The organism is Flavobacterium sp. AC105, from assembly GCF_979258495.1.
The window spans coordinates 289,945-312,787 of the sequence record NZ_OZ409860.1; the positions used below are offsets into that span (position 1 = coordinate 289,945).

24 protein-coding genes and 1 pseudogene are annotated in these 22,843 nt (G+C 34.9%); 14 read left to right on the forward strand and 11 right to left on the reverse strand.

Going from position 1 to position 22,843, the window contains the following annotated elements:
- Positions 1-297 precede the first annotated feature (297 nt).
- On the reverse strand, positions 298-594 hold the full coding sequence (locus tag ACZ0AH_RS01215) for a hypothetical protein (RefSeq protein WP_463474076.1): 297 nt from the start codon (positions 592-594) through the stop codon (positions 298-300).
- Between the two features lie 227 nt (positions 595-821).
- The gene (gene metG, locus ACZ0AH_RS01220) at positions 822-2,957 is read right to left on the reverse strand and encodes a methionine--tRNA ligase (RefSeq protein ID WP_463474077.1); all 2,136 of its coding nucleotides are present in this window, start codon (positions 2,955-2,957) and stop codon (positions 822-824) included.
- 461 nt (positions 2,958-3,418) lie between these two features.
- On the opposite strand from metG, the gene ACZ0AH_RS01225 reads away from it, so the two are divergent.
- Entirely contained in the window at positions 3,419-3,646 is a 228-nt protein-coding gene (locus tag ACZ0AH_RS01225; RefSeq protein WP_042563543.1) for a CDGSH iron-sulfur domain-containing protein, read from the forward strand.
- A 51-nt stretch (positions 3,647-3,697) separates the two neighbouring features.
- Here the strand turns inward: ACZ0AH_RS01225 and ACZ0AH_RS01230 are convergent, their stop codons facing one another.
- The 5 genes from ACZ0AH_RS01230 to ACZ0AH_RS01250 form a co-directional block, all read right to left on the reverse strand.
- Positions 3,698-4,600 (reverse strand): PhzF family phenazine biosynthesis protein, encoded by a 903-nt coding sequence (locus ACZ0AH_RS01230; protein WP_463474078.1) that lies wholly within the window; start codon positions 4,598-4,600, stop codon positions 3,698-3,700.
- Positions 4,601-4,699: 99 nt separating this feature from the next.
- Entirely contained in the window at positions 4,700-5,257 is a 558-nt protein-coding gene (locus ACZ0AH_RS01235; RefSeq protein WP_463474079.1) for a YdeI/OmpD-associated family protein, read from the reverse strand.
- Between the two features lie 21 nt (positions 5,258-5,278).
- The gene (locus ACZ0AH_RS01240) at positions 5,279-5,560 is read right to left on the reverse strand and encodes a hypothetical protein (protein WP_463474080.1); all 282 of its coding nucleotides are present in this window, start codon (positions 5,558-5,560) and stop codon (positions 5,279-5,281) included.
- A 9-nt stretch (positions 5,561-5,569) separates the two neighbouring features.
- Positions 5,570-5,896, reverse strand: coding sequence for a hypothetical protein (locus ACZ0AH_RS01245; protein ID WP_463474081.1), 327 nt, complete (start codon positions 5,894-5,896; stop codon positions 5,570-5,572).
- Between the two features lie 82 nt (positions 5,897-5,978).
- Positions 5,979-6,425, reverse strand: a complete 447-nt coding sequence (locus tag ACZ0AH_RS01250; protein WP_463474082.1) for a protease complex subunit PrcB family protein — start codon at positions 6,423-6,425, stop codon at positions 5,979-5,981.
- A gap of 258 nt (positions 6,426-6,683) precedes the next feature.
- Here ACZ0AH_RS01250 and ACZ0AH_RS01255 point away from each other — a divergent pair, with 258 nt between their 5' ends.
- The 9 genes and pseudogenes from ACZ0AH_RS01255 to proC all read left to right on the forward strand — a co-directional run bounded on the left by ACZ0AH_RS01255 (position 6,684) and on the right by proC (position 16,009).
- On the forward strand, positions 6,684-6,854 hold the full coding sequence (locus tag ACZ0AH_RS01255) for a hypothetical protein (RefSeq protein ID WP_463474083.1): 171 nt from the start codon (positions 6,684-6,686) through the stop codon (positions 6,852-6,854).
- 68 nt (positions 6,855-6,922) lie between these two features.
- Complete coding sequence (locus ACZ0AH_RS01260) at positions 6,923-7,465, forward strand: DMP19 family protein (protein ID WP_463474084.1); 543 nt, start codon at positions 6,923-6,925, stop codon at positions 7,463-7,465.
- A gap of 158 nt (positions 7,466-7,623) precedes the next feature.
- Positions 7,624-9,168, forward strand: coding sequence for a patatin-like phospholipase family protein (locus ACZ0AH_RS01265; protein ID WP_463474085.1), 1,545 nt, complete (start codon positions 7,624-7,626; stop codon positions 9,166-9,168).
- A 196-nt stretch (positions 9,169-9,364) separates the two neighbouring features.
- Positions 9,365-10,636 carry a serine--tRNA ligase gene (gene serS, locus ACZ0AH_RS01270; protein ID WP_463474086.1) on the forward strand — a complete coding sequence of 424 codons (1,272 nt, stop codon included), beginning with the start codon at positions 9,365-9,367 and terminating at the stop codon, positions 10,634-10,636.
- Between the two features lie 97 nt (positions 10,637-10,733).
- Positions 10,734-12,515, forward strand: coding sequence for a tetratricopeptide repeat protein (locus tag ACZ0AH_RS01275; protein WP_463474087.1), 1,782 nt, complete (start codon positions 10,734-10,736; stop codon positions 12,513-12,515).
- 95 nt (positions 12,516-12,610) lie between these two features.
- On the forward strand, positions 12,611-12,922 hold the full coding sequence (locus ACZ0AH_RS01280; protein ID WP_463474088.1) for a DUF4286 family protein: 312 nt from the start codon (positions 12,611-12,613) through the stop codon (positions 12,920-12,922).
- A gap of 95 nt (positions 12,923-13,017) precedes the next feature.
- Positions 13,018-13,803: a 16S rRNA (adenine(1518)-N(6)/adenine(1519)-N(6))-dimethyltransferase RsmA gene (rsmA, locus tag ACZ0AH_RS01285; protein WP_463474089.1), complete on the forward strand. Its 786-nt coding sequence runs from the start codon at positions 13,018-13,020 to the stop codon at positions 13,801-13,803.
- Positions 13,787-15,136 carry a magnesium transporter gene (gene mgtE, locus ACZ0AH_RS01290; protein ID WP_463474090.1) on the forward strand — a complete coding sequence of 450 codons (1,350 nt, stop codon included), beginning with the start codon at positions 13,787-13,789 and terminating at the stop codon, positions 15,134-15,136. Before rsmA ends, mgtE begins: the two co-directional genes overlap by 17 nt.
- Before the next feature lie 96 nt (positions 15,137-15,232).
- Positions 15,233-16,009 (forward strand): annotated as a pseudogene (gene proC, locus ACZ0AH_RS01295) (pyrroline-5-carboxylate reductase).
- A 206-nt stretch (positions 16,010-16,215) separates the two neighbouring features.
- Here the strand turns inward: proC and ACZ0AH_RS01300 are convergent.
- From ACZ0AH_RS01300 to nhaA, 3 genes are read right to left on the reverse strand one after another with little or no spacing between them, the layout of a single operon-like run.
- Entirely contained in the window at positions 16,216-16,635 is a 420-nt protein-coding gene (locus ACZ0AH_RS01300; RefSeq protein WP_463474091.1) for a c-type cytochrome, read from the reverse strand.
- A gap of 41 nt (positions 16,636-16,676) precedes the next feature.
- Complete coding sequence (locus tag ACZ0AH_RS01305) at positions 16,677-17,219, reverse strand: hypothetical protein (RefSeq protein WP_463474092.1); 543 nt, start codon at positions 17,217-17,219, stop codon at positions 16,677-16,679.
- The gene (gene nhaA / locus ACZ0AH_RS01310; protein WP_463474093.1) at positions 17,203-18,369 is read right to left on the reverse strand and encodes a Na+/H+ antiporter NhaA; all 1,167 of its coding nucleotides are present in this window, start codon (positions 18,367-18,369) and stop codon (positions 17,203-17,205) included. Before nhaA ends, ACZ0AH_RS01305 begins: the two co-directional genes overlap by 17 nt.
- Before the next feature lie 259 nt (positions 18,370-18,628).
- Here nhaA and ACZ0AH_RS01315 point away from each other — a divergent pair, with 259 nt between their 5' ends.
- The 4 genes from ACZ0AH_RS01315 to ACZ0AH_RS01330 all read left to right on the forward strand — a co-directional run bounded on the left by ACZ0AH_RS01315 (position 18,629) and on the right by ACZ0AH_RS01330 (position 20,929).
- Positions 18,629-19,579 (forward strand): 2-hydroxyacid dehydrogenase, encoded by a 951-nt coding sequence (locus tag ACZ0AH_RS01315; protein WP_463474094.1) that lies wholly within the window; start codon positions 18,629-18,631, stop codon positions 19,577-19,579.
- Positions 19,580-19,783: 204 nt separating this feature from the next.
- Entirely contained in the window at positions 19,784-20,167 is a 384-nt protein-coding gene (locus ACZ0AH_RS01320; protein ID WP_463474095.1) for a DUF4234 domain-containing protein, read from the forward strand.
- Positions 20,142-20,606, forward strand: a complete 465-nt coding sequence (locus tag ACZ0AH_RS01325) for a DUF2752 domain-containing protein (protein ID WP_463474096.1) — start codon at positions 20,142-20,144, stop codon at positions 20,604-20,606. Before ACZ0AH_RS01320 ends, ACZ0AH_RS01325 begins: the two co-directional genes overlap by 26 nt.
- Before the next feature lie 47 nt (positions 20,607-20,653).
- Complete coding sequence (locus ACZ0AH_RS01330) at positions 20,654-20,929, forward strand: TM2 domain-containing protein (protein WP_463474097.1); 276 nt, start codon at positions 20,654-20,656, stop codon at positions 20,927-20,929.
- A 57-nt stretch (positions 20,930-20,986) separates the two neighbouring features.
- Here ACZ0AH_RS01330 and ACZ0AH_RS01335 read toward each other — a convergent pair whose 3' ends face one another.
- Positions 20,987-22,789, reverse strand: a complete 1,803-nt coding sequence (locus tag ACZ0AH_RS01335; RefSeq protein WP_463474098.1) for a GNAT family N-acyltransferase — start codon at positions 22,787-22,789, stop codon at positions 20,987-20,989.
- Positions 22,790-22,843 lie beyond the last annotated feature (54 nt).

Consider the following 22,843-nt stretch of genomic DNA (forward strand, 5'->3'; position numbering starts at 1 on the left):
CGAAGATCTTATTTTTTCTTTAGCAAAAAAAGGAAACATAAAACAAAACCTTCGTTTTTGATGTGACAAAAATTAAGAATAAAAAATGTGCCGTTAGGCACTAAATGTTGGTAGCAAAAAATTGATTCAAAATTCGTTTGCGTGCCGTAGGTACGCAACAAAACGATATCTATTGCGTACCTACGGCACGCTATATTTATTTCAATTGATGTTTCTACCAACATTTAGTGCCTAGCGGCACATTTCAAATTATGATTAACAAATAAAAGGTGGGATCAAACTTGTTTTTGAGTGGTATTATGCATTCATGATTTTCTTGCAGGCATTGTTGATTTCCGTATCCGAAAAAGGACCGAGCGTGTTTGCTAACAATTTACTAGTCCTAATCGAACTTACCATTTTGATTCGGAGATCTTGGTCATCGCCCATTTCGGTTAGTAGAATTGTCTCGAAAATCTCGGACAAATGTTCCGGTTGATCTCTAAAATCATCTTCAAACCAAAGGTCCGAAAGGAATTTTGCCATTGCCGTTATTACATCTGGCTCCGATGTTTTTTCATTTTCTTTTTGCATATTCGAAAATATTAAACGCACGAAACCCTCGCTTTAGATGTGCAAAAATACCCGTAAGGATAGAATTTCCATTGTTTCCGCAGGAACATCGTGGCGAGGGATTCGCTTATGTTAACTATAAAGTTTCAAGGATTGCTCCTTACTGTATTTTTGCAAGACAAACTTACAATTATAAACTCAGACAAAAAGAAAAACATGAGAAAATTCTCATGTTTTAACATTTCACAACTAACCTTTCACAAAAAAAGCTAGTTTATCGTTTCTCCATTTGGTGCATCAGTATCAGGATTTACAAATACTAATTTTCCTTCGGCGTTTGTTGTCATTAAGATCATTCCTTGACTTTCAACTCCGCGTAAAGCTCTTGGCGCTAAGTTGGCCAAAACCGTAACACGTTTACCAATAATTTCTTCTGGCGAAAAGCTTTCGGCAATTCCAGAAACTATCGTACGAACGTCAATTCCAGTATCAATTTTCAGAACCAAAAGTTTGTTGGCTTTTGGCATTTTTTCAGCTTCAATGATGGTTCCTACACGTAAATCCATTTTAGCGAAATCCTCATACTGAATCAATTCTTTTTGAGGTTCCGGTTGTTTGTTTTCGGCAAGATTTGCAGTTTTTGTAGCTTCCAATTTATCTATTTGTTTTTGTATTTCTTCGTCTTCAATTTTTGCGAAAAGCAATTCTGCTTCGCCAATTTTATGTCCTGCCGGAATTAAATCTGAATTCTCAGAAATATCATTCCAACCCAATTTTTTATCAATTATGATATCTTTTGCCTCAGGATTCTTCTCTTTTAGAAACTTGCTAAATCCTTCAAAATGCTCTTTAAGATTGCCTAAATTCAGGATTTTTGACAACTTACTGGCAGTAAAAGGCAAAAACGGCTCAGCCAAAACGCTCAACGCAGCAGCAATTTGCAACGCCACATACATTTGGGTTTTTACACGCTCCGGATTGTCTTTCATTACTTTCCAAGGTTCTTCGTCAGCAAGATATTTGTTTCCCAAACGGGCAACATTCATCAATTCGCCCAAAGCTTCACGGAATCTGTAACGCTCAACCGAACTTGAAATCACGGCTGGATACGCTTTTAATTCAGCCAAAGTTTTTTCATCAACTTCAGTAAATTCATTCGGAGTTGGGATAATTCCGTCGTAATATTTATTTGTTAAAACTACAACACGATTAATAAAGTTACCAAAAATAGCAACCAATTCATTGTTATTTCTTGCCTGAAAATCTTTCCATGTAAAATCGTTATCCTTAGTTTCAGGAGCATTTGAAGTTAATGCATAACGCAAAACGTCTTGTTTCTCCGGAAATTCTTCTAAATATTCATGTAACCAAACCGCCCAGTTTTTAGAAGTCGAAAGTTTATTTCCTTCCAAATTCAAAAACTCATTTGCTGGAACGTTGTCCGGCAAAATGTAGCTTCCTTCGGCTTTAAGCATCGCAGGGAAAATAATACAGTGAAAAACAATATTGTCTTTCCCAATAAAGTGAACCAGTTTTGTGTCTTCATCTTTCCAGTATGGTTCCCAGTCTTTTCCTTCGCGCGCCGCCCATTCTTTCGTAGATGAAATATATCCAATAGGCGCATCAAACCAAACGTATAATTTTTTTCCTTCGGCACCTTCAACCGGAACATCAATTCCCCAATCAAGGTCGCGCGTTACGGCACGAGGTTCCAATCCGCCATCAACCCAGGATTTTACTTGTCCGTAAACATTCGGTTTCCAGTCATTTTTATGTCCGACTAAAATCCATTCTGTTAAGAATTCAGTATATCTGTCCAAAGGTAAAAACCAGTGTTTCGTAGCTTTCAAAATTGGAGTTTCTCCGGTAATCGTCGATTTCGGGTTAATCAAATCCGTCGCGTTCAAAGTCGAACCGCAATTTTCGCACTGATCTCCGTAAGCTCCGTCGTTGCCACATCTAGGGCAAGTTCCCACTACAAAACGATCTGCCAGAAACTGATTTGCTTTTGCATCGTACAATTGTTCGGTTACTTCTTCAATAAAATCGCCTTTATCATACAATGTTCTAAAGAATTCCTGAGCTGTATCATGATGAATTTTAGCCGAAGTTCTGGAATAATTATCAAACGAAATCCCGAAATCAGCGAATGATTTTCGAATAATTCCGTCATATTTATCAATAACTTCTTGTGGTGTAATTCCTTCTTTTTTGGCTTTCATCGAAATTGCAACGCCATGTTCATCACTTCCGCAAATAAACGCAACGTCTTTTCCTTGCAAACGTAAATATCTCGAATAAATATCTGCAGGCACGTAAACCCCCGCCAAATGCCCAATATGTATAGGTCCGTTGGTGTAAGGCAAAGCCGCCGTAATAGTATATCTCTTTGGATTTTGTATCATAACTCAATTTTATTGAGTGCAAAAATAAGCAATAGAATTGAGATTTTGTTATTGCACGGAGATTCGCAAAGAAAAAGCGTAGAGATTCACAAAGTTTTTTTGTTATAATGCAAAGTCAATTTCTCGCAAAGTCGCAGAGACGCAAAGAAAGCCGACCCAATTTGTCAGACTGAGCGAAGTCGAAGTCCCGCAAAGATTGTCGATTTAGAAGGTATTTCCGCTAGGTTTTTAATGGATTTAAGTTCCGTAGGAACGACACATATTATACGTCAATTGAAATGTTGATAATCTTTTCGGGACTTCGACTTCGCTCAGTCTGACAATCTTTGTGTATCTCTGCGTTTTTCTTGCGCATCTCTGTGAAATAACAAATAAAATAGAACCAGTTTAAACTAGCACTCCACATAAAATCTTAAGAATTTATTTTGCAATCTTTGTCCTGAAAAAACAAAGACAATTTTATGAGCAAGACAAAATTAATCATCAATAAAAACGGATCTATAAAAATAGAAGGTGATTTCGAAATCATGGATTCAGAAGGAACTGTTTACGGACTTCAGGGAAGATCAGCATTAGGACTTTGCCGTTGCGGATTATCTGCAAACAAACCATTTTGCGATGGCGGACACCGTAATAACTTCGAACACGATTCGATCGCATTCGATTTGCCACCAATGAAAACGAATTAATAAATTCTGTTTTCTGTTTAGAATAAAAAAAGCTGCATCATGCAGCTTTTTTTATAAATATAATTCCCCACGCATCGTAATAATCGAAGAACCGCCAACCAAAATATCTTCTTCACGGTTCATAACTTCAATAACCGAAGGCTGTTTTAGTTTTACACCTTGCAGAATTTTATATTCTTTATCGGATTTAGTGAATTTCTTTTGTGTTAAAAATCCAATTAAGGGTCCGGCTGCCGTTCCTGTTGCAGGATCTTCATTTATTCCAATTATTGGATTAAAAAATCTTGTTTCGACTATATGTTCCTGATTTTCATCGGCAATGGTGAAACAATAAAAACCTTCAAATTTATATTCTTTCGAAATTTCGATTAAAAGCTGATTATCAGGAACACAACTATTAAGCAATTGACTGTTTTTTATGGGAACCATTGTATGCGCAACTTCCGTTTTTACAATTGTTGGAACAAAAGCATTTACGTCTAAATCTTCAATTTTTAAACCCAATGCCACTGCTATTTTATAAGTTGGGATTTCTTCTTTAATAACTGCCGATTTTTGATGCATTTGCACTACCGGATATTGCGTAACCGGATCAAAACTTACCGTTAAAGGTATTGGCGAGTTTTTCATAACTACAAAAGGCTCACTTTCATTTTGTTCTTCAAAAATGGGCATTTTTCTAAGCAAAGCACCACAAACGGCACCAAGTAAATTATGTCCCGCGCCATCAATTTCGATTCCGGTTGGGGTAAACGAACGAACTCGTAATGCTTTTCGTTTTACAGAATAATAAACAAAAGAAGTTTCTGAATAACCAAATTCCTTTGATATATTTTGATAAGTTTCTAATTCCAAATCACCATTTGTAAATACAACAGACAAAGGGTTTCCCTTATAACTTTTATTCGAGAATACATCTAAAACATAGTATTGTAAGGCTGTTCTTTCGGTCATTATTTGTGGTTTTTAAATGAAATTTTTGGATAGAAAATATAAAATAAAGTTACGATTTGTGAGTTAACTAAGGTTACACTAATGTGAATATTATATTTTTTATAACATTCTTTTTTGTTCAAAGCTAAAACGTATTGCTTTTTCAAGTCTTGCAAGTTTTGTTTTTTCTTGTTTGGCGCTCATAATTACGTGAATTATTACTTTTTTGTACGATGGTGCTTGTGCATTAAAATATTCCCAGGCTATTTTGTTGGCTTTAAATTGCTTTTCGAACTCAGGATCGAGAACATACGCTTCATTTTCATGCGAGTAAATTTTAGATCTTTCTTCAGATCTGAATTGGAAAGCTTTTATTCCGGCTTCTTTCATTAATCCGGCTTTTGTGAGTACTTCGACTTTTTTAATATTTATGGCGCTCCAAATACTCGATTTCTTTCTGGGTGTAAACCTGATCGTATAACTTTCTTCGTCAATTGTTCTTCGAATACCGTCAATCCAGCCAAAACAAAGCGCCTGATCTACAGATTCTGACCACGACATTGTTGGTTTTTTGGTGCTAACTCTATAAAAACCGACTAAAAGTTCGGTTTCTTTTTGATAATGGTTTTCTAGCCATTCTCTGAATTTTTCCTGAGTGGGGAAGAAGGTTGGAGTCATTTGAGATTATTTAGTATATAATTACAGATTAGCAATCGCCCTAACAATCCATAAAAGTATAACAAATAACAGAAAATAAAACTGAACTTTATTGACTTTTTGACTCCCAAACTTACGAACCAAAAACCGATCAATTACTATAATTACAATTATGGGAATAAAACCAAGTAGCATGTAAATTCCCAATAATCCATCTTCTGCTGAATTTCCGGTTAACAATATTATCGCATAAATCAAACCTGCTAGAATAGATAATATTCCCAAAGCAAAAAATAACGTCAAGTTTTTAAATTGGTTATTCATTATTAGAAGCTACTTTTTCTTTGTAGTGATAATTAAAACTCCGGCTTCGGCAATATTTCCATAAATAGCGATTCCTTTTGGTCTGTCAAGAGGGACTATTTTCTCAATTTGATTTTTATATAATGGAAGTTTCTCTTTCTCTAAATCCTGGAAACGATATGGTTTTCCGTCAACCACAATTATGGGTTCAGCTGAAATTATTTTTCTTTCGGTCATATCTTTGATATAATCAGAAAGATAGGTTTTTTCATTTCCTTTATCTTGTAGTTCATATCTGCTTTGCGAATACATCGAAAAGGATAAAAGCGAAATAATTGCGATAATGTAGTTTTTCATCGGGTTGGTTTTAGTCCATTGCAAAACGTAAAGTTAAGTCTTATTGTTTTATGCCCAGATTAAAAATCTACACTTTACGGATTTATTTAAAAACTACTTTTTTATTGGTTTTTGGTATTTTGACAATATGATAAGGCTGTGTTATTACAACATTCAAACCGCCTGGATTTAATTGTCCAACAGTAACAAAGAGTGTTGTATTGGTTTCAGTAATTTTAGTAATATTTATAGAATAGCCACCATAATGCCGAACTTCATCAATAACGGCGATAACTTCATATTTGGCAAAATCAACATTAAGGTCAGGAAAAATAGTATTTGCGTTGGTAAGAAGATTGATTTTTGAAAGTAAATTGTTCCATTCTGTCTGATCTTTTATAACCAGATTCGCTTTCGGATTATTATAATTTCCGTTAAAATGATCGCCCTGAACAATTTTTGAAAATTGAATATTTGATGTGCCAGAATCATCGCTATTGCAGCCCACTAACAAAAAAAGAATACTGAAAAGGGTAATAATCTGTTTCATGGTTTTGGTTTTAAGTTATGAGAATTGGTTTTGAGGTTTTCTTATTCTCCTTATTAACAGATGATTATTTTTGTGAAGGTTGCGTTAGGGATAGCAGCGGAAAGCCCACAGCCTGACGAAGGAAGTGCGAGGACTTGCAGCGAATAGCCCGGCCGAAGGAAACGCTCAAAAAATTATTATCATTTATATCATTATTTCACCGAAATTTGCAAAAGCAATCTTTACGAATTTTATAAACGTATCAAAGAAGCAAAAATCATGGCAAAAGGACCCGAAAAAAATACCAAAAACAAGGCTTTGCATACCAAATTGCTCAATAAGAAAAAAGCTAAACTTCAGGCTGAAAAAAAAGAACGCGCGATGCGATTGAAAGCTTTGGTGGCAAAAATGAACAAAAAAAAGAATAGTGACGAATCTGATGTGATTTAATTCAGATTGTATTTCTTTTCTGTTTTTATTTAATGGAAATTTGCAAAATAATCTCAAAACAAAACAAAATGGAGGAATTTGGTAGAATAATAGTTTCTGAAACGGCAATGAATAGTGAAAATCTTCAGGATGTTATTCATTCTAATATTTCGGTAATTAATTTAATGCGCGAGGAAAATGTCGATGACGAATTTATTCACGAAGATGCTTTGATGAGTTATTATCTGGATTATTACTGGTCACAATATACAGAAGGAAATTTTGCTCAATTCGTTCATAAATCGGGTTGGAATAAGGAACTGAACGAACTTATTGAAGAAGGTTTGGCGTTGATTGGCGCCGAAAAACACTTGGAATTATTTCAGCAACAAAGCAAAAAAGTCAAATTAATGAGCAGTGTAAAGCTGAATAAATTTCTAAGCGGAAAATTAGAAGGCGTAAACCCAACCAAAGATTTATTAAACAACGATACTTTTTACGAATTAGAAGAAAACCTAATTACGCTGAATGCCAATTTCCTGAAAAACCATCCTGATTTCGAAGCGCTTTCGGTAGATGATATGTTTACGACTTTGGAGGAATTTGTGGGGCACGAGATTAAGCGCGCTTAGTTTTTTCTACTAGAGATACACAAAGGTTTTCACAGCGTTTCGCAAGATTTTTCATTGACGGGATAAAGCGTTAGTCAATTGTTAAAGATTTCATTATTTGGTTCATAAGCTTGTGAAGTTTCTCGTAACTTCGCATTTAGTGATTTAAAAGGTTAAAAATGAGGTCTAAATGCCATTATGTATTTCTTTTTCTTTTTGTTCAGATAGGATTTTCTCAAAACAAAATCAATCTTTTTTCAGAGATTAATTACAGTTCGATTCCAGCGGTTTCATTATCCGATTATAAGTCGGTTCAGGAACGCGACAAAAAGTTTCAGAATCCGAATATCGCGCTTGGAATCGGAATTTCGGGCGGAGGATCCAGAGCGCAATTTTTTAGTATGGGCGTTCTTTTGGGACTTGAAGAAATTAAGGAAAATAACAGTCAGCGCAATTTTTTAAACGAAATTGATTATTTCTCTACCGTTTCCGGAGGCTGTTTTTCGGCGGGATATTATTTAACGATTCTCAAAAATAAATTGTTTCATGATAACTGCAGTTTCAACGAATTTTACTTTTCAAAAGCCGATGCTTATAAAGATTACGTCGATAAATCGGCTAATATTTTATCACTTTTAAATAACAGCCGAAACGAAAAAGGCGACAAAATATCAATGACGCAGCGAATAGATGCTGATATTTTGCAATATGACGCAATGAATCCGGATAACGCCAATAAATTTGGAACTCAAATGTTATTATCTGATTTTTTTCTTCCAAAAGACAGCAAATCTACGCCTTCTTTGCCCATGTTTGTCGCAAACGGAACCGCTTTTAACAACGGCGAACGCATTCCATTTATGCCACATATTATTCGCGGTTTAAATCTCGATTCGTCTTTGGCGCCCAATAAAGCAGATATGGTTTTGAATGAAAATAAAATCAATGATGGCTATCATTTTCCTGTTACATACGCCATAACGGCGAGTTCTGCTTTTCCAGGAGTTCTTCCAAAAGTGAAATTCGGCGTCAAAAATCAGGATAAAATATTGTGTATTGTCGATGGTGGTGCTTCAGATAATATGGGTTACAAAACTTTGGTCGAATTGCTTCATAACGACACAAAAGTGGATGATAAAAACAAAAAAGCACTTTTTATTGATTGCCTCGGACAAGGAAAAAAAACGCCGTATGTAACCGATGCAAAAATCAGATTGATTTCGTTGTTTGAAACCGCATCTTTATATACCGTTCAAACCCGATATATGACTTTTGATAAAGATGTCGAAAATACTTTTGAACGTTATAAAATTCCCGTTTCAAACTATCAGATTATTGGTTTTACTACGATTCGGGATCATTTATTAAAATTAGAAAAAGATCAGCCGTATGAAGATTTGGTAACCGAATTAAAAAATACCAATGATGATTCCAGCAATTGGACCCGACTTTACGTTAACTTTAAAGAAGAACTTATTAGTAAATTTGGCGAAGACGCATTTAAAAAAGATAAAGACGGAGAAATAATTGTAGCAACCTTAAATAAAGATAAATTTAACGATTTATCGGCCAGACAAATTTTGCTTTTATACGAATACGCTTCTCACGTTGAAACCAAATTGAGAATTACGCCCGAAGAAAGAGAAATGTTATTGTTGTCCGGACGTTTTGCTGCATTTTTGAAAACCGCAGAATTAAAAGAATTATTAGTTGAACGTAAATAATACTGGATCTGTATTTTAATTCATCCAGCGTTAATCCAAATACAAAAAACTTTGCATATCGCTGCAAAACCTTCGCGAATCTCTGCGGAATAACCATTAAATAACTTTTTCCTCTCAAACTTTGTCTTATTCTTAGCAAACATTTCCTTAAATTTGCTTCCGTTATATAAAATACAATAGTTATAAAAACCAAGCTATGTTACAAATCGCATTTATTAGAGAGAATCAGGAGAAAGTAATCAAGGCTTTAGCAAAACGAAATATCGATGCTAAAAGCGTTGTAGAAGAAGTGGTGCAATTAGACGAAAACCGTCGCGCAACACAAGTAGAATTAGACAATACTTTAGCTGAATCTAATAAATTATCCAAAGATATAGGCGAATTAATGAAAGCGGGCGAGAAATCGAAAGCCGCAATCTTAAAAGAAAAAACCGTTTCACTAAAAGAAAAAAGCAAAGAATTAGGTGAAAAAGCAGAAGCTTTGGCAACCGAATTAACCCATAAATTATACACTTTACCAAATTTGCCTGCTGATATTGTTCCTGAAGGAAAAACTCCAGACGATAATTTGAATGTTTTTGAAGAAGGCGATATTCCGGTTTTGCATGAAGGTGCACAGCCACACTGGGAATTGGTGAAGAAATACGATATCATTGATTTTGAATTAGGGGTAAAAATTACAGGCGCAGGATTTCCGGTTTACAAAGGAAAAGGTGCCCGTTTGCAACGTGCCTTAATCAATTATTTTTTAGATAAAAACACCGCTGCAGGATATAATGAAGTTCAGGTGCCGCATTTGGTAAACGAAGCTTCAGGATACGGAACAGGACAATTACCGGATAAAGAAGGACAAATGTATCATTCAACAATTGATGATTTATATTTGATTCCAACTGCTGAGGTTCCGGTTACGAATTTATTCCGTGACGTTTTATTAAGCGAAACTGAATTACCTGTTTTATATACGGCTTATACGCCATGTTTCCGTCGTGAAGCGGGTTCTTACGGAGCACACGTTCGCGGACTTAACCGTTTGCACCAATTTGATAAAGTAGAAATCGTACGTGTTGAACATCCGGATAATTCTTATGAAGCGCTTGATGGAATGGTCGAGCATGTAAAAGATATTTTGAAGGAATTGAAATTGCCATACCGAGTTTTACGCTTATGCGGAGGCGATATGGGATTCACATCGGCTTTGACGTATGATTTTGAAGTCTTTTCAACAGCGCAGGATCGTTGGTTAGAGATTAGTTCAGTTTCTAATTTTGAAACTTTTCAGGCAAATCGTTTGAAATTGCGTTTCAAGGACAAAGACGGAAAAAACCAATTGGCTCACACCCTTAACGGAAGTTCATTGGCTTTGCCAAGAGTTTTGGCCGGAATTTTAGAAAATTACCAAACGCCGGAAGGAATCGTAATTCCAGAAGTTTTACGCCCTTACTGCGGATTTGATATTATAAACTAATCTGGTATTCAGTCGCAGTCTCAGTTTTCAGTCAAACTTTGACTGTAAACTGCGACTGAAAACTATTTACCGAGAACCACATAAAAAAAACTGAAATATGAAAAACATCTTTATCTATATCGTTTTGTTGTGGTCTACTTTTGCAATATCTCAAAATGAGCAATTAGCTCAATATTACTACGACAAAGGCGATTTTGAAAAAGCAAAAATCAGTTACGAAGAGCTTTTAAACAGCGCGCCATCCAATACCCAGTATTTTTTAAGAACCGTAGATTGTTATCAGCAATTGCAGCAATATTCTACTGCCGAAAAAGCAATTCAGGAACGTTATAACAGGTACAAACAAGGTGTATTTTTGGTGGAATTAGGATATAATTTTCAATTGCAAAAAAATGAATCCAAAGCCAAAAATTACTACGATCAGGCTATCGAAAGAATAAAAGTGAGTCCAAACGATGTGTACGGAATTGGAAGTTCTTTTGAGAAAAAAGTATTGCTCGAATATGCCCTAAAATCATATCAAACGGCGATGCAGGTTCAGTCTAATTACAATTTTAATTTCCAGATTGGAATGTTGTACGGACAATTAGGAAAGACTGATATGATGATTGATATTCTATTGACAGAATCCTATCAGAACCCTCAAAATGCTAATTTAATCCAGACGCAATTATCCCGTTTCATGAACGGCGAAACCGATAATACTGCTTTTAAAGATGCGATGCGTAAAGCTTTGATCCTGAAAACGCAAAAAGAACAGGATCCGTTCTGGAATCATTATTTAAGTTGGTTTTATGTACAGCAAAAAGAATTCGGAAAAGCGTTTATTCAGGAAAAAGCGATTTACAAACGAGACCCGGAATCACTTTCAAGTATTGTCAATTTAAGTCAGTTTGCACTGAATGAAGATGACAACGATACAGCCGAGGAAATCCTGAATTTCATTCTTTTAAACACCAAAGATTTGAGTTTATTGGTTCAGACGAATACCTTTTTAATGGAAATTAAAATTAAGAAAGCACAGGAAAAAGATTATCCGCTTATCAATACAGAGTTACAACAATTGCTTACAACCTATGAAATAACTCCTTTTACCTTATCTTTGCAAATAATTCAGGCGCATTTTGTTGCTTTTGATTTAAAAAAGCCGGAAGAAGGAATAATCATTATAAAAAAAGCGTTAGAGCTTAATTTAAATGATTATCAGCAGGCAGATGCAAAAATGGAATTGGCAGATATTTTGCTTTTACAGGAAAAATACAATCAGGCGCTGATTTATTATTCTCAAATTCAATTGGATTTAAAGAATGATGTCATGGCGCACGAAGCGAGTTTAAAAGCTGCGAAAACAAGTTATTACAAAGGCGATTTTGAATGGGCTTTAAAACAATTTAAAGAGTTGAAAGCCGCAAACACACAATTGATTGCCAATGACGCTCTTGAATATTTTTTACTGATTAATGATAATACGGTTGCAGATTCGACACAAACGGCATTAAAACAATTCGCAAAAGGTGATTTTTTGATGTATCAGAATAAAAAACCAGAAGCAATTGCTCAGTTTCAGAGTATTTTGAAGAACTTTAAAGGACAGGAAATCGAAGCTGTAACATTGTTGCGTTTAGGTAAGATTTATGAAAGTCAGAAGGATTTTACTTCGGCTTTAAGCCAATACCAGCAGATTATCGACAATCATAGCGACGGAATTTATGTAGATGAAGCGCTGTTTTTTTCGGCAGAAATTTACAACGATGAATTGAAAGATGTAGAAAAGGCAAAACCTTTATATGAGAAGGTGATTTTTAACCATCAGGATAGTATTTACTTTGTTGATGCCAGAAAAAAATACCGCGAGTTAAGAGGAGACAAGAATTTATAAAAAATAGATTTTTAGATTGTTAGACTACTTAGATCTTTAGAATTTTCTGAAATCTAAGTAGTCTAGTGTCTAAGAAGTCTAAAATCTAGAGAAAGATGATTATTTACAACGTTACCACCAATATACACGAAAGCGTTCACGACCAATGGTTAAAATGGATGCAGGAAAAACACATCCCGGAAATTCTGGCGACAAACAAGTTTTCATCAGCACGAATTGTAAAAGTTCTGGTTGAAGAAGAAATGGGCGGAATCACCTATTCTGTTCAATATGTTACCGATAATAAGGAAACTTTAGATCGATATTATATAGAAGATGAACCAAAATTTCATCAGGAAGCTTTGAGTTTATTTGCAGATAAAATGCTTTCTTTTAGAACAGAGTTGGAAGTGGTTTCGGAACATTAAAAGAGATTTTAGATCATTAGACTTCTTAGATTTTTAGACTACTGAAAATCTAACAATCTAAGAAGTCTAACAATCTAAGAATCTAAAAATATACAATGGAAAAAGTAAAAGCCAAAAAACATTTAGGACAGCACTTCCTGAAAGACGAAAGCATCGCAAAAGCAATCGCAGATACTTTAAGCTTAAAAGGATACGATGAGGTTTTAGAAATAGGACCGGGGATGGGTGTGTTGACTAAATATTTGCTTGATAAACCAATAAATACACACGTGATAGAGATTGATGGGGAATCTGTGGCGTATTTGGGTGAAAATTATCCAAAATTAAAAGATAAAATTATCTCTCAGGATTTCCTGAAATACAATATTAGCGAGGTTTACAAGGATAAACAATTCGCTATTATTGGAAATTTCCCTTATAATATTTCGACACAGATTGTTTTCAGAACTTTAGAATTCAAACATCAGATTCCGGAATTTTCGGGGATGTTTCAAAAGGAAGTGGCAGAACGAATCTGCGAGAAAAAAGGCTCAAAGGCTTACGGAATCTTATCCGTATTAGCTCAGGCTTTCTATGATACAGAGTATTTGTTTACTGTAGACGAAAATGTTTTTATTCCTCCGCCCAAGGTCAAGTCGGGTGTGATGAAAATGACCCGAAAGGAAGATTATAGTCTTCCGTGTGGTGAAAGGTTGTTCTTTACTGTTGTGAAAACGGCTTTTCAGCAAAGACGAAAAACATTACGTAACAGTTTGAAAACATTAAATTTATCAGATGATTTGCGATTAGACACTATCTTTGATAAACGTCCGGAGCAGCTTAGCGTAGACGAATTTATTGTTTTGACTCAAAAAATAGAAGCCGATGGAGTTCAAAGTTAGTAAAGAATTATTACACCAGTTAGAAGAGCATATTGTTAACAAAAACGACAAAGAACTTGAAGTTTTACTTAACGATCTGCACCATGCCGATATTGCCGAAATCCTGGATGAACTGGATTTCGACGAAGCAACCTACATTTTTAAGGTTTTAGATAGTGATAAAACCGCTGAGATCCTTCTGGAATTAGAAGATGATCTGCGTGAAAATATCTTAAGCCGACTTTCGCCTAAAGAAATTGCTGAAGAGCTTGATGAGCTGGAAACCAATGACGCGGCAGATATTATTGCCGAACTTTCGCAGGAAATTAAAGCCGAAGTAATCTCTGAATTAATTGACGTTGAACACGCAAAAGACATTGTCGATTTGTTGCGTTACGACGAAAATTCGGCTGGTGGTTTGATGGGAAAAGAGTTAGTAAAAGTCAATGAAAACTGGAATGTTCTTACTTGCGTGAAAGAAATGCGTATTCAGGCAGAAAACGTTTCCAGAGTACATTCGATTTATGTGGTCGATGATGAAAACCGATTAAAAGGAAGATTATCATTGAAGGATTTGTTGACAACATCAACCAAAACCCAAATTGGAGATATTTATATCCGAAAATTAAACTTCGTAAACGTCGATACAGAAGACGTTGAGGTAGCGCGAATCATGCAGAAATACGATTTAGAGGCGATTCCGGTTGTCGATGAATTAGGTCGTTTAGTGGGTAGAATTACCATTGATGATATTCTTGATGTAATCAAGGACGAAGCCGATAAGGATTACCAATTGGCCGCGGGTATTACACAAGACGTAGAATCTAATGACAGTATTTACGAACATACAAAAGCGCGTTTGCCGTGGCTGTTAATCGGGATGTTTATTGAGCTTATCGCATCTTATGTGATCAAAGGAAACGAAGCAACTTCTCAAAAATTCTACACACTGATTATCTTCATGCCGTTGCTTTCGGCTACAGCCGGAAATATTGGCGTTCAGGCATCAGCAATCGTGGTGCAAGGTTTGGCAAACGGAACTTTGAAGGAATTCAGCCGAAATTATTTTAGCAAAGAAATCTCGGTTGCCATGATCTCAGGAACTATAATCGCATTACTGGTTTTGGGTTATCACTCGTTTATGTACGGACAATTACAAGTTGGGATGGCGATTTCTATTTCTATTGTTGTTGTTATCTTATTTGCAGCAACTTTAGGAACTTTAGTGCCGCTTTTCCTTCATAAAAATAACATAGATCCCGCAATTGCAACAGGACCTTTTATCACAACAACAAACGACGTTTTTGGTATTATGATTTATTTCGGAATTGCCAATCTGATCTTAGGAATATAAAAAATCGTTCTTTTTTAAATGGTTAACCGCTTAAACAAAGAACCAACAAAAATGCTATTAACCAACCAAAAATAACCCAACAAACAACCAACCAGAATGAAAGTACACATAATAGGAGGCGGAAACCTTGGGGTTTCTATAGCCTTGGGAATTGCGAAATTCTCGAAAAGCCATCAGGTCACAGTAACAAGAAGAAATACAGCCAGTATTCAATATTTATCAGAATACGGAATTACGGTTTCATCAGATAATAAACATAATATCCAGGAAGCTGATGTCGTGATCTTAACGATAAAACCCTATCAGGTTGACACGGTTTTTGCTGAAATTTTGCCTGCAATAAAAGGGAAAACCATAGCTTCTGCCGTAAGCGGATTGTCTCTTGATATGCTTCAGGAAAAAACAAACAACGAATATCCGGTAATCAGAATTATGCCAAACATCGCGGCACAGTTTGGCGAATCAGCAACCTGTATTTCTTTCCCTGAAAAGGACAGAGAAAAAGCTTTGCCAATTGTTGACTTATTTCAGGATTTAGGAACAGCTCCGGTTATTGACGAAAAATTAATGGATGCAGCGACAGTTCTTGGCGCTTGCGGAACTGCATATGCCTTAAGATATATTCGTGCTTCTATGCAAGCCGGAATCGAGATTGGATTCGACTCGCAAACTGCTTTGGCAATTGCAGCGCAAACCGTAAAAGGAGCCGCAAAAATGTTATTAGAAGAAAAAGTACATCCGGAACAATTAATCGACCGTGTAACAACGCCTTAGGGTTGTACAATTGTTGGTTTGAACGAAATGGAACATAATGGTTTCAGTTCGTCATTAATCAAAGGAATCAAAACTTCTTTGAAACAGATTAAAGGTTAAGATTTTTTAAATTTCAATATAAAAATTCCAAATTCCAAACTTGATAAGTGGGGAATTTGGGATTTTTTTTGTGCTTTTTTAATTTGTCATTTCGACGTAAGGAGAAATCACACTCGTAGCTCGACAAAGATTAACGATTTTGATTGAGGAGTTTCTAGTGTGATTTCTCCTTACGTCGAAATGACAAGTTTGCGGATAATTGGAATTTAATAACGTGTTCTGGAACAATAATCTACTAGTAATGCAAGATTTTCTTCATTTACAAAATCTTTAAACATCGATCTGTGATAATCTATTCCTAGTTTATCAATTTTAGTACTGTCAATTTTGTGGTTTTTTCCAATCATCCATTTTGTAATGACAAGCGAATCTATGTTGCGAAGTGCTGGCCCAGTACTTCTGGCGTCTAGTTTGTGGCAAGCTGCACAATTAGAATTAAAAATTTCTTTTCCTTTATATTGGTTTTCTGTTAATTCAGGATTTGATGTTCCGCAAAAGAAAACAGGATTTGAGGAGCAAATTAAATAAGTTGCAGGCTCATATGTTTTTATTTGATAAAATATTATACCAACAAGTATGATAATAAGGGTTATTGAATAAAGTAATATGCGTCTAATTTTATTCATATTTGCGGATAATTGTAATTTGGAACTTCAAAAATTGGATTTTACTTTTTTATAAGTTGAATATATTTCCTTCCACATTCTGAAATCTTAGTATAAGAATTCATCGAATTGCCATAATTCTGGATAGTTAAGGTGTCTTTTACATAACTGGCATCAATTCCAACAGGAATTTCCAGTGATGCAGGTTCAGGTTTTGATTCAGAAATTGAATCACTTTCTTCTTCGTTGCTGATATCACCTTCATATTCATCCCATTTGATTCCTTCTAAAACAAGATATTTTTCGCCTGATTCATTGGTCGAAAAAGTAGCTTTGCCATTTACTTTTCTTGATGAGGTTTTTAAATGATAAGCATAACCATCTTTTGTTTTAGTTATTTCAACAGACATTTCACATTTATCAGAATAGTTCGGGTCAGATTGGGTTTCATAAATACCTTCTAATGATTCTTCAGTTTTGTTTTTTTGAGGAACAATAGAATCAGAAGTGTTTTTTGTAACAATTGGTTCAGGCTTTTTATCATTACAAGCCGAAATTATTATTATAATGAAAATTGTAAAACTAAATTTAAGAATTGATTTCATATTTTTTCAATTTGTTTTTCTTTTTTAAAATATACTTCAAATAAATGAAACCAAAAATTCCCGAAAGTACGGAAGCAATCAGAATCGCGATTTTAGAAAAAACAATGGTTTCAGGATCTTTAAAAGCCAAGATAGTAATGAAAATTGACATCGTAAAACCAATTCCTCCCAACATTCCGGCGCCCAGAATATGAGCCCATTTTAAGTTTTTTGGCAAAGCGCATAAACCTGCACTTACACCAAGAGAAGAAAAAAGTAATATTCCAATTGGTTTTCCAACGACTAATCCTAAAACAATTCCAAATGTATTGGGATGACTTAATCCCGCATGCCAATCGGATTCGATTGCAATGCAAGTATTCGCAATCGCAAACAACGGAAGTATAAAAAATGCTACAGGCTTGTGTAAGAAATGCTGTAATTTATAAGAAGAGGATTTTTCGTCGCCATTTCCAAACGGGATCACAAATGCCAATATAACTCCGGTTATTGTAGCGTGAACGCCGGAATTCAGCATAAAATACCACATCGCAATTCCGCCAATTAAATACGGAATCAGATTGTGAATTTTCATTCGGTTTAAAATAAATAAAAAACCCCAAATTCCCAAAGCAATCGCAAGATTTACAAAAGCAATCGACGTCGTGTAAAAAACAGCAATTACGATTATAGCGCCCAAATCGTCAATAACAGCCAATGCCGTTAAAAATACTTTTAATGATGACGGAACTTTATTTCCTAAAAGCGATAAAATTCCAATTGCAAAAGCAATATCTGTCGCCATTGGTATTCCGGCTCCGTTTTGAGTGGCGGTTCCGTAATTTAAAGACAAAAATATTCCGGCAGGAACCAGCATTCCGCCAAAAGCGGCCATAATAGGCAATGAGGCTTTTTTTATGTTGGATAATTCACCGTGATAAATTTCGCGTTCCAGTTCCAATCCTATCAATAAAAAGAAAATCGTCATTAAACCGTCATTAATCCAATGTGTGATCGAATGTCCGTTAAAGTCTTTTTCCCAAAAAGCAATATATTCCGTTTGAAAAGAAGTGTTGGCGAGAATAAGCGATACAACAGTGACAAAAAGCAAGAGCAACCCTCCGGATTTTTCATTTTCAAAAAAAGCTGTAAAAGTTTTGGTTAATTTCATTTTGGAGAATTATGCTGCTTTAGAAAAAAGGAATGTTGTTAGAATTCTAAAACGCTGTTGTATTCAAAGTTAAAAAAAATATGGCCAATAAAAAATTTCAATGCCAGTTATCGGGTCGCAATATGTTTTGTTTCCCGCAAAGTCGTGAAGTCGCAAAGTTTAGTTATCTCAGTCATTTTCTTTGCGACTTCGCGACTTTGCGAGATTAAAATAAAATAAGCTGTATTTTTGTTTTTCTTAATATTACAAAATCTTATTCATGAGCATTAAAATTCTACATATCGACAGCAATCATCCTATTCTTTGGTCACAAATGGAAGAAGCAGGTTTTGAAAATCACGCCGACTTTAAATCTTCGAAAGAAGAAATCGAATCTAAAATTCAGGATTATAACGGAATCGTAATCAGAAGCCGATTTAAAATTGACAAAACCTTTTTGGACAAAGCCCCCAATTTACAGTTTATTGCTAGAGTTGGCGCGGGTTTAGAAAGTATCGATTGTGAGTATGCCGAAGCAAAAAAGATTCACTTAATTGCCGCTCCGGAAGGTAATCGCAACGCTGTTGCAGAACATTCTCTCGGTGTAATTTTATCACTTTTTAATAATCTGAATCAGGCTGACGCCGAAATAAAAGCCGGGCATTGGAATTGCGAGAGCAATCGCGGTCATGAACTGGACGGGAAAACGGTTGGAATTATCGGCTACGGAAACATGGGGAAAGCCTTTGCTAAAAAACTTCGCGGTTTTGAAGTTGAGGTTTTATTCCATGATATTCTGGAAAATATTGGTGATGAAAATGCCAAACAAGTTTCATTAAAAGAATTGCAGCAAAAAGCTGATGTTTTGAGTTTACATCTTCCGTGGACTCCGGAAACGGATAAAATGGTCAATGCTGATTTTATAAACGCATTTTCGAAGCCATTTTGGATCATAAATACTTCACGCGGTAAAAATATCATCACGGCAGATTTGGTTGAAGCTATGAAAGAAAAAAAGGTTCTGGGAGTAGGATTAGATGTTTTGGAGTATGAGAAGTTATCTTTTGAAACCCTTTTTCAGGATAAAAATACTCCCGAAGCTTTTCAATATTTATTACAAGCCAAAAATGTTTTGCTGACTCCGCATATTGCCGGCTGGACATTTGAAAGTCATGAACGTTTGGCGCAGGTTATTGTGGATAAAATCAAAGCCATTTATTCAAACAGGTAATTGATATTAATAATTAGTGGGTTCTGATTTTTTGTTAAATAAGTTCTATTTTTAATAACAGGGGTTTTCTGTAAATGTAACATTCAGAATTAGTTTTTAAGTTTATTTTTTTTTAATATTGTTTCGAAATTTTAACAAAATTTTTAAAAAGGAGTAACCGAAAATCCCAAGAGTAGGAATTAACCAATTAATTTTAACTAATAAATGGAAAATAATTTACAAGAAACATCTAATAACTTTAATGAGCCAATTCCAGTATTTAAGGTAGATCCTATAATGGTACTTCTTTTTGGGTTTTTAACCTGCGGGCTGTATTTAATTTATTGGAATATTAAAGTATCTGAAGTTTTTAATGCCGTTGCAGAAAGAGAAGTGATCTCACAGCCAATTGCAATTTTTGCAGGATGTTGTATGCCGGTAAATATTTATTTTTATTATTTGGCTGGTAAAGAAGCATTGCCAAAAGTTTACGAGAAAACGGGCGAACTTCAAAAAGATCAGTCAACTTTATTAATTGTTTTAGGATTCTTTTTTCCTATTGCAGCAGCAATGATTGTACAAGGTGATATCAACAGATTATACAAATAATAACAGAATAAAACGTAAAATTTACGGAATTATCGGTGCAGCAATTATACTGGTAGTTCCGTTTTTTTTAATGCTTGATAATCACAATAACCATTTAGAATCTGATCAGTCATTTTGTCCTTTCAAAATGGTTACAGGTTTTCCTTGTCCCGGTTGTGGTATTACAAAATCATTAGTGTATTTTTATCAGGGAGATATTTACAAATCACTTAGTTATCATATTTTAGGGCCTTTTGTTGTTGTGTTTTGCTGGCTTACGATTATTGTATTGATAACAGAAATTATAACTAAAAAAGAATATTTTACAAGCCTTTTATATAACAGAAAATTGGCTTATAATTTGGCCGTTTTTTTGGCTTTTTATCATTTTATAAGATTGGTTCTTTTTGTCAAAAACAACTCGTTTGATGATATCTTGCATCAGTCCATTTGGTTTTAAACGTTTAAATTTTTTTCAAAGAAATATTAACTAATAACACTATAAAAATGGAAAATACAAAAGCAGAAGCATGGAATAATCCTCCGGTTCACCGTGAAGAGAATAAAAAGATCGTTGCTGGAATCCTGGCAATTTTATTAGGCGCTTTAGGAATTCATAAATTTTATTTAGGATACACAAAAGAAGGTATTATTCAAATTCTTCTTAATGTAGTATTCGGAATAGGGTATTTAATCGGTATAATAGAAGGAATTATTTACCTGACAAAAACCGATGAAGACTTTTATCAAACGTATCAAGTTGGTAAAAAAGGCTGGTTTTAAAACATAAAAAATCCCATCTGCCGCGGCAGATGGGATTTTTTATATATCGATTTGCAATTAATCTTCTTTCTCAGATAATTTGCGCTCTAATTCTATTTGAAATTCTTCGATAACAGGTTTCATAGTGCTTTCAGGAATATCAGCGATTCTGATGTACATTAAACCATCTATAGCGTTGTTGAACAAAGGATCAACATTAAAAGCAACAACACGTGCATTTTGCTTGATGTACTTTTTAATTAAAACAGGCAAACGTAAATTTCCCGGTTCTAATTCATCAATGATTTTATCGAATTTATTTAAGTCAGATTCGGCTTCGTCGAAGATGAAATCTTTATCAGCATCTTTCAGTTTAACTTTATACGCTTTTTTCGGGTGAATGTATTGTGCAATATACGGATCGTAATAATTCGACTTCATGAACTCAATCATCAATGATTTAGAGAAGTCTGAGAACTGATTACTGATACTTACGCCGCCCAATAAATATTTATGTTCCGGATAACGCAATGTTGTATGAATAATACCTTTCCATAACAAGAATAAGGGCATTGGTTTTTGCTGATATTCTTTGATGATAAAAGCACGGCCCATCTCGATCGATTTATGCATCATATCGTGCAATTCAGGTTCAAATCTAAAAAGATCATTCAAATAGAAACCTTCAATTCCGTATTTCGGATAAATTTCAGAACCCAATCCCATACGATAAGCACCGGCAATTTTTTTGGTTTCCTCATCCCATAAAAACATATGGTGATAATATTGGTCGAATTTGTCTAAGTCAATAGATTCATTGGTTCCTTCGCCAACTTCACGGAAAGTAATTTCGCGTAAACGACCAATTTCATGCAGGATATTCGGTATAGATTTCGCTCTCGCAAAAAATACTTCGTAGTTTTTACTTTGCAACAAACGGCAATCGCTGCCTCTCAAAGCATCAACTTCAGCAATCATTTTTGATTCGTTTGCCGGAGTTGCGATTTTTTTAGGTGCTTTAGGTATTTTTAAACTTGCTGTGTCTATCAGTTTGCTGTCCTTTTCAAAAGGATTAGCCAGCATGTATGTTTTTTTTCTTAAAAATTCTGAGTAATCTTCAAACGATTCAATTTCGTTTTGTTCGTTTACGGAAATCGGTTTACCAATACGAACTTTAATCACACGGTCTTTCTGCGTAAGCAGTTCAGATGGTAATTTTGCCGTACGCAACGTATCATCAATTTTAGAAAGCCAGTAGAATAATTTGCTGTTTTTAGCGTGAAAATAAATCGGGACAACCGGAACTTTCGCTTTTCTGATTAGCTTTAAAGCGCCTTCTTCCCAAGGTTTGTCAACTACTAATTTCCCGTCTTTATAAGTCGAAACTTCCCCGGCAGGGAAAATTCCTAATGGTTTCCCGTCACTTAAATGGCGCAAAGTTTCTTTGATTCCCACCACGCTTGATTTTGCATCCTTATGATTTTCAAAAGGATTAACAGGCATGATGTATTTTTTAAGCGGAACAATTCGGTGTAATAAAAAGTTGGCGATGATTTTGAAATTTGGTTCTCTTTCAAGCATTAATTTCAAAAGCAAAATACCGTCAATTCCTCCAAGCGGATGATTTGAAATCGTAATATAAGCGCCATCTTTAGGCAAACGTTTTAAATCTTCTTCTGGAATTTCAAACTTAATTTGCAGTTCGTCTAATACTCCGTTCAAAAACGCAAGGTCTTCTAAATGTTTATTATGATCGTAAATTTTATTAAGGGTCGATATCTTAAGAACCTTCATAAGAATCCAGCCTGAAAAAGTACCAAGAACTCCGTACTTATCAACATTTATTGCTTTTGCAACTTCTTTCGCGGTAACTAAACCCATGTACTATTTTTAATTTATTAGAGCAGCGAACAAAGATAACAAAAAACTCTACTT

Coding starts and splice junctions, on each gene's coding strand:
- ACZ0AH_RS01250 (WP_463474082.1), bottom strand. CDS start 6,425: ATGAAACAGATTATTACCCTTTTCAGTATTCTTTTTTTGTTAGTGGGC.
- ACZ0AH_RS01240 (WP_463474080.1), bottom strand. CDS start 5,560: ATGAATAACCAATTTAAAAACTTGACGTTATTTTTTGCTTTGGGAATA.
- ACZ0AH_RS01320 (WP_463474095.1), top strand. CDS start 19,784: ATGGAAAATAATTTACAAGAAACATCTAATAACTTTAATGAGCCAATT.
- ACZ0AH_RS01230 (WP_463474078.1), bottom strand. CDS start 4,600: ATGACCGAAAGAACAGCCTTACAATACTATGTTTTAGATGTATTCTCG.
- ACZ0AH_RS01300 (WP_463474091.1), bottom strand. CDS start 16,635: ATGAATAAAATTAGACGCATATTACTTTATTCAATAACCCTTATTATC.
- ACZ0AH_RS01245 (WP_463474081.1), bottom strand. CDS start 5,896: ATGAAAAACTACATTATCGCAATTATTTCGCTTTTATCCTTTTCGATG.
- ACZ0AH_RS01315 (WP_463474094.1), top strand. CDS start 18,629: ATGAGCATTAAAATTCTACATATCGACAGCAATCATCCTATTCTTTGG.
- ACZ0AH_RS01260 (WP_463474084.1), top strand. CDS start 6,923: ATGGAGGAATTTGGTAGAATAATAGTTTCTGAAACGGCAATGAATAGT.
- nhaA (WP_463474093.1), bottom strand. CDS start 18,369: ATGAAATTAACCAAAACTTTTACAGCTTTTTTTGAAAATGAAAAATCC.
- ACZ0AH_RS01335 (WP_463474098.1), bottom strand. CDS start 22,789: ATGGGTTTAGTTACCGCGAAAGAAGTTGCAAAAGCAATAAATGTTGAT.
- ACZ0AH_RS01255 (WP_463474083.1), top strand. CDS start 6,684: ATGGCAAAAGGACCCGAAAAAAATACCAAAAACAAGGCTTTGCATACC.
- ACZ0AH_RS01305 (WP_463474092.1), bottom strand. CDS start 17,219: ATGAAATCAATTCTTAAATTTAGTTTTACAATTTTCATTATAATAATA.
- ACZ0AH_RS01330 (WP_463474097.1), top strand. CDS start 20,654: ATGGAAAATACAAAAGCAGAAGCATGGAATAATCCTCCGGTTCACCGT.
- serS (WP_463474086.1), top strand. CDS start 9,365: ATGTTACAAATCGCATTTATTAGAGAGAATCAGGAGAAAGTAATCAAG.
- mgtE (WP_463474090.1), top strand. CDS start 13,787: ATGGAGTTCAAAGTTAGTAAAGAATTATTACACCAGTTAGAAGAGCAT.
- ACZ0AH_RS01275 (WP_463474087.1), top strand. CDS start 10,734: ATGAAAAACATCTTTATCTATATCGTTTTGTTGTGGTCTACTTTTGCA.
- ACZ0AH_RS01265 (WP_463474085.1), top strand. CDS start 7,624: ATGAGGTCTAAATGCCATTATGTATTTCTTTTTCTTTTTGTTCAGATA.
- rsmA (WP_463474089.1), top strand. CDS start 13,018: ATGGAAAAAGTAAAAGCCAAAAAACATTTAGGACAGCACTTCCTGAAA.
- ACZ0AH_RS01280 (WP_463474088.1), top strand. CDS start 12,611: ATGATTATTTACAACGTTACCACCAATATACACGAAAGCGTTCACGAC.
- ACZ0AH_RS01225 (WP_042563543.1), top strand. CDS start 3,419: ATGAGCAAGACAAAATTAATCATCAATAAAAACGGATCTATAAAAATA.
- ACZ0AH_RS01235 (WP_463474079.1), bottom strand. CDS start 5,257: ATGACTCCAACCTTCTTCCCCACTCAGGAAAAATTCAGAGAATGGCTA.
- metG (WP_463474077.1), bottom strand. CDS start 2,957: ATGATACAAAATCCAAAGAGATATACTATTACGGCGGCTTTGCCTTAC.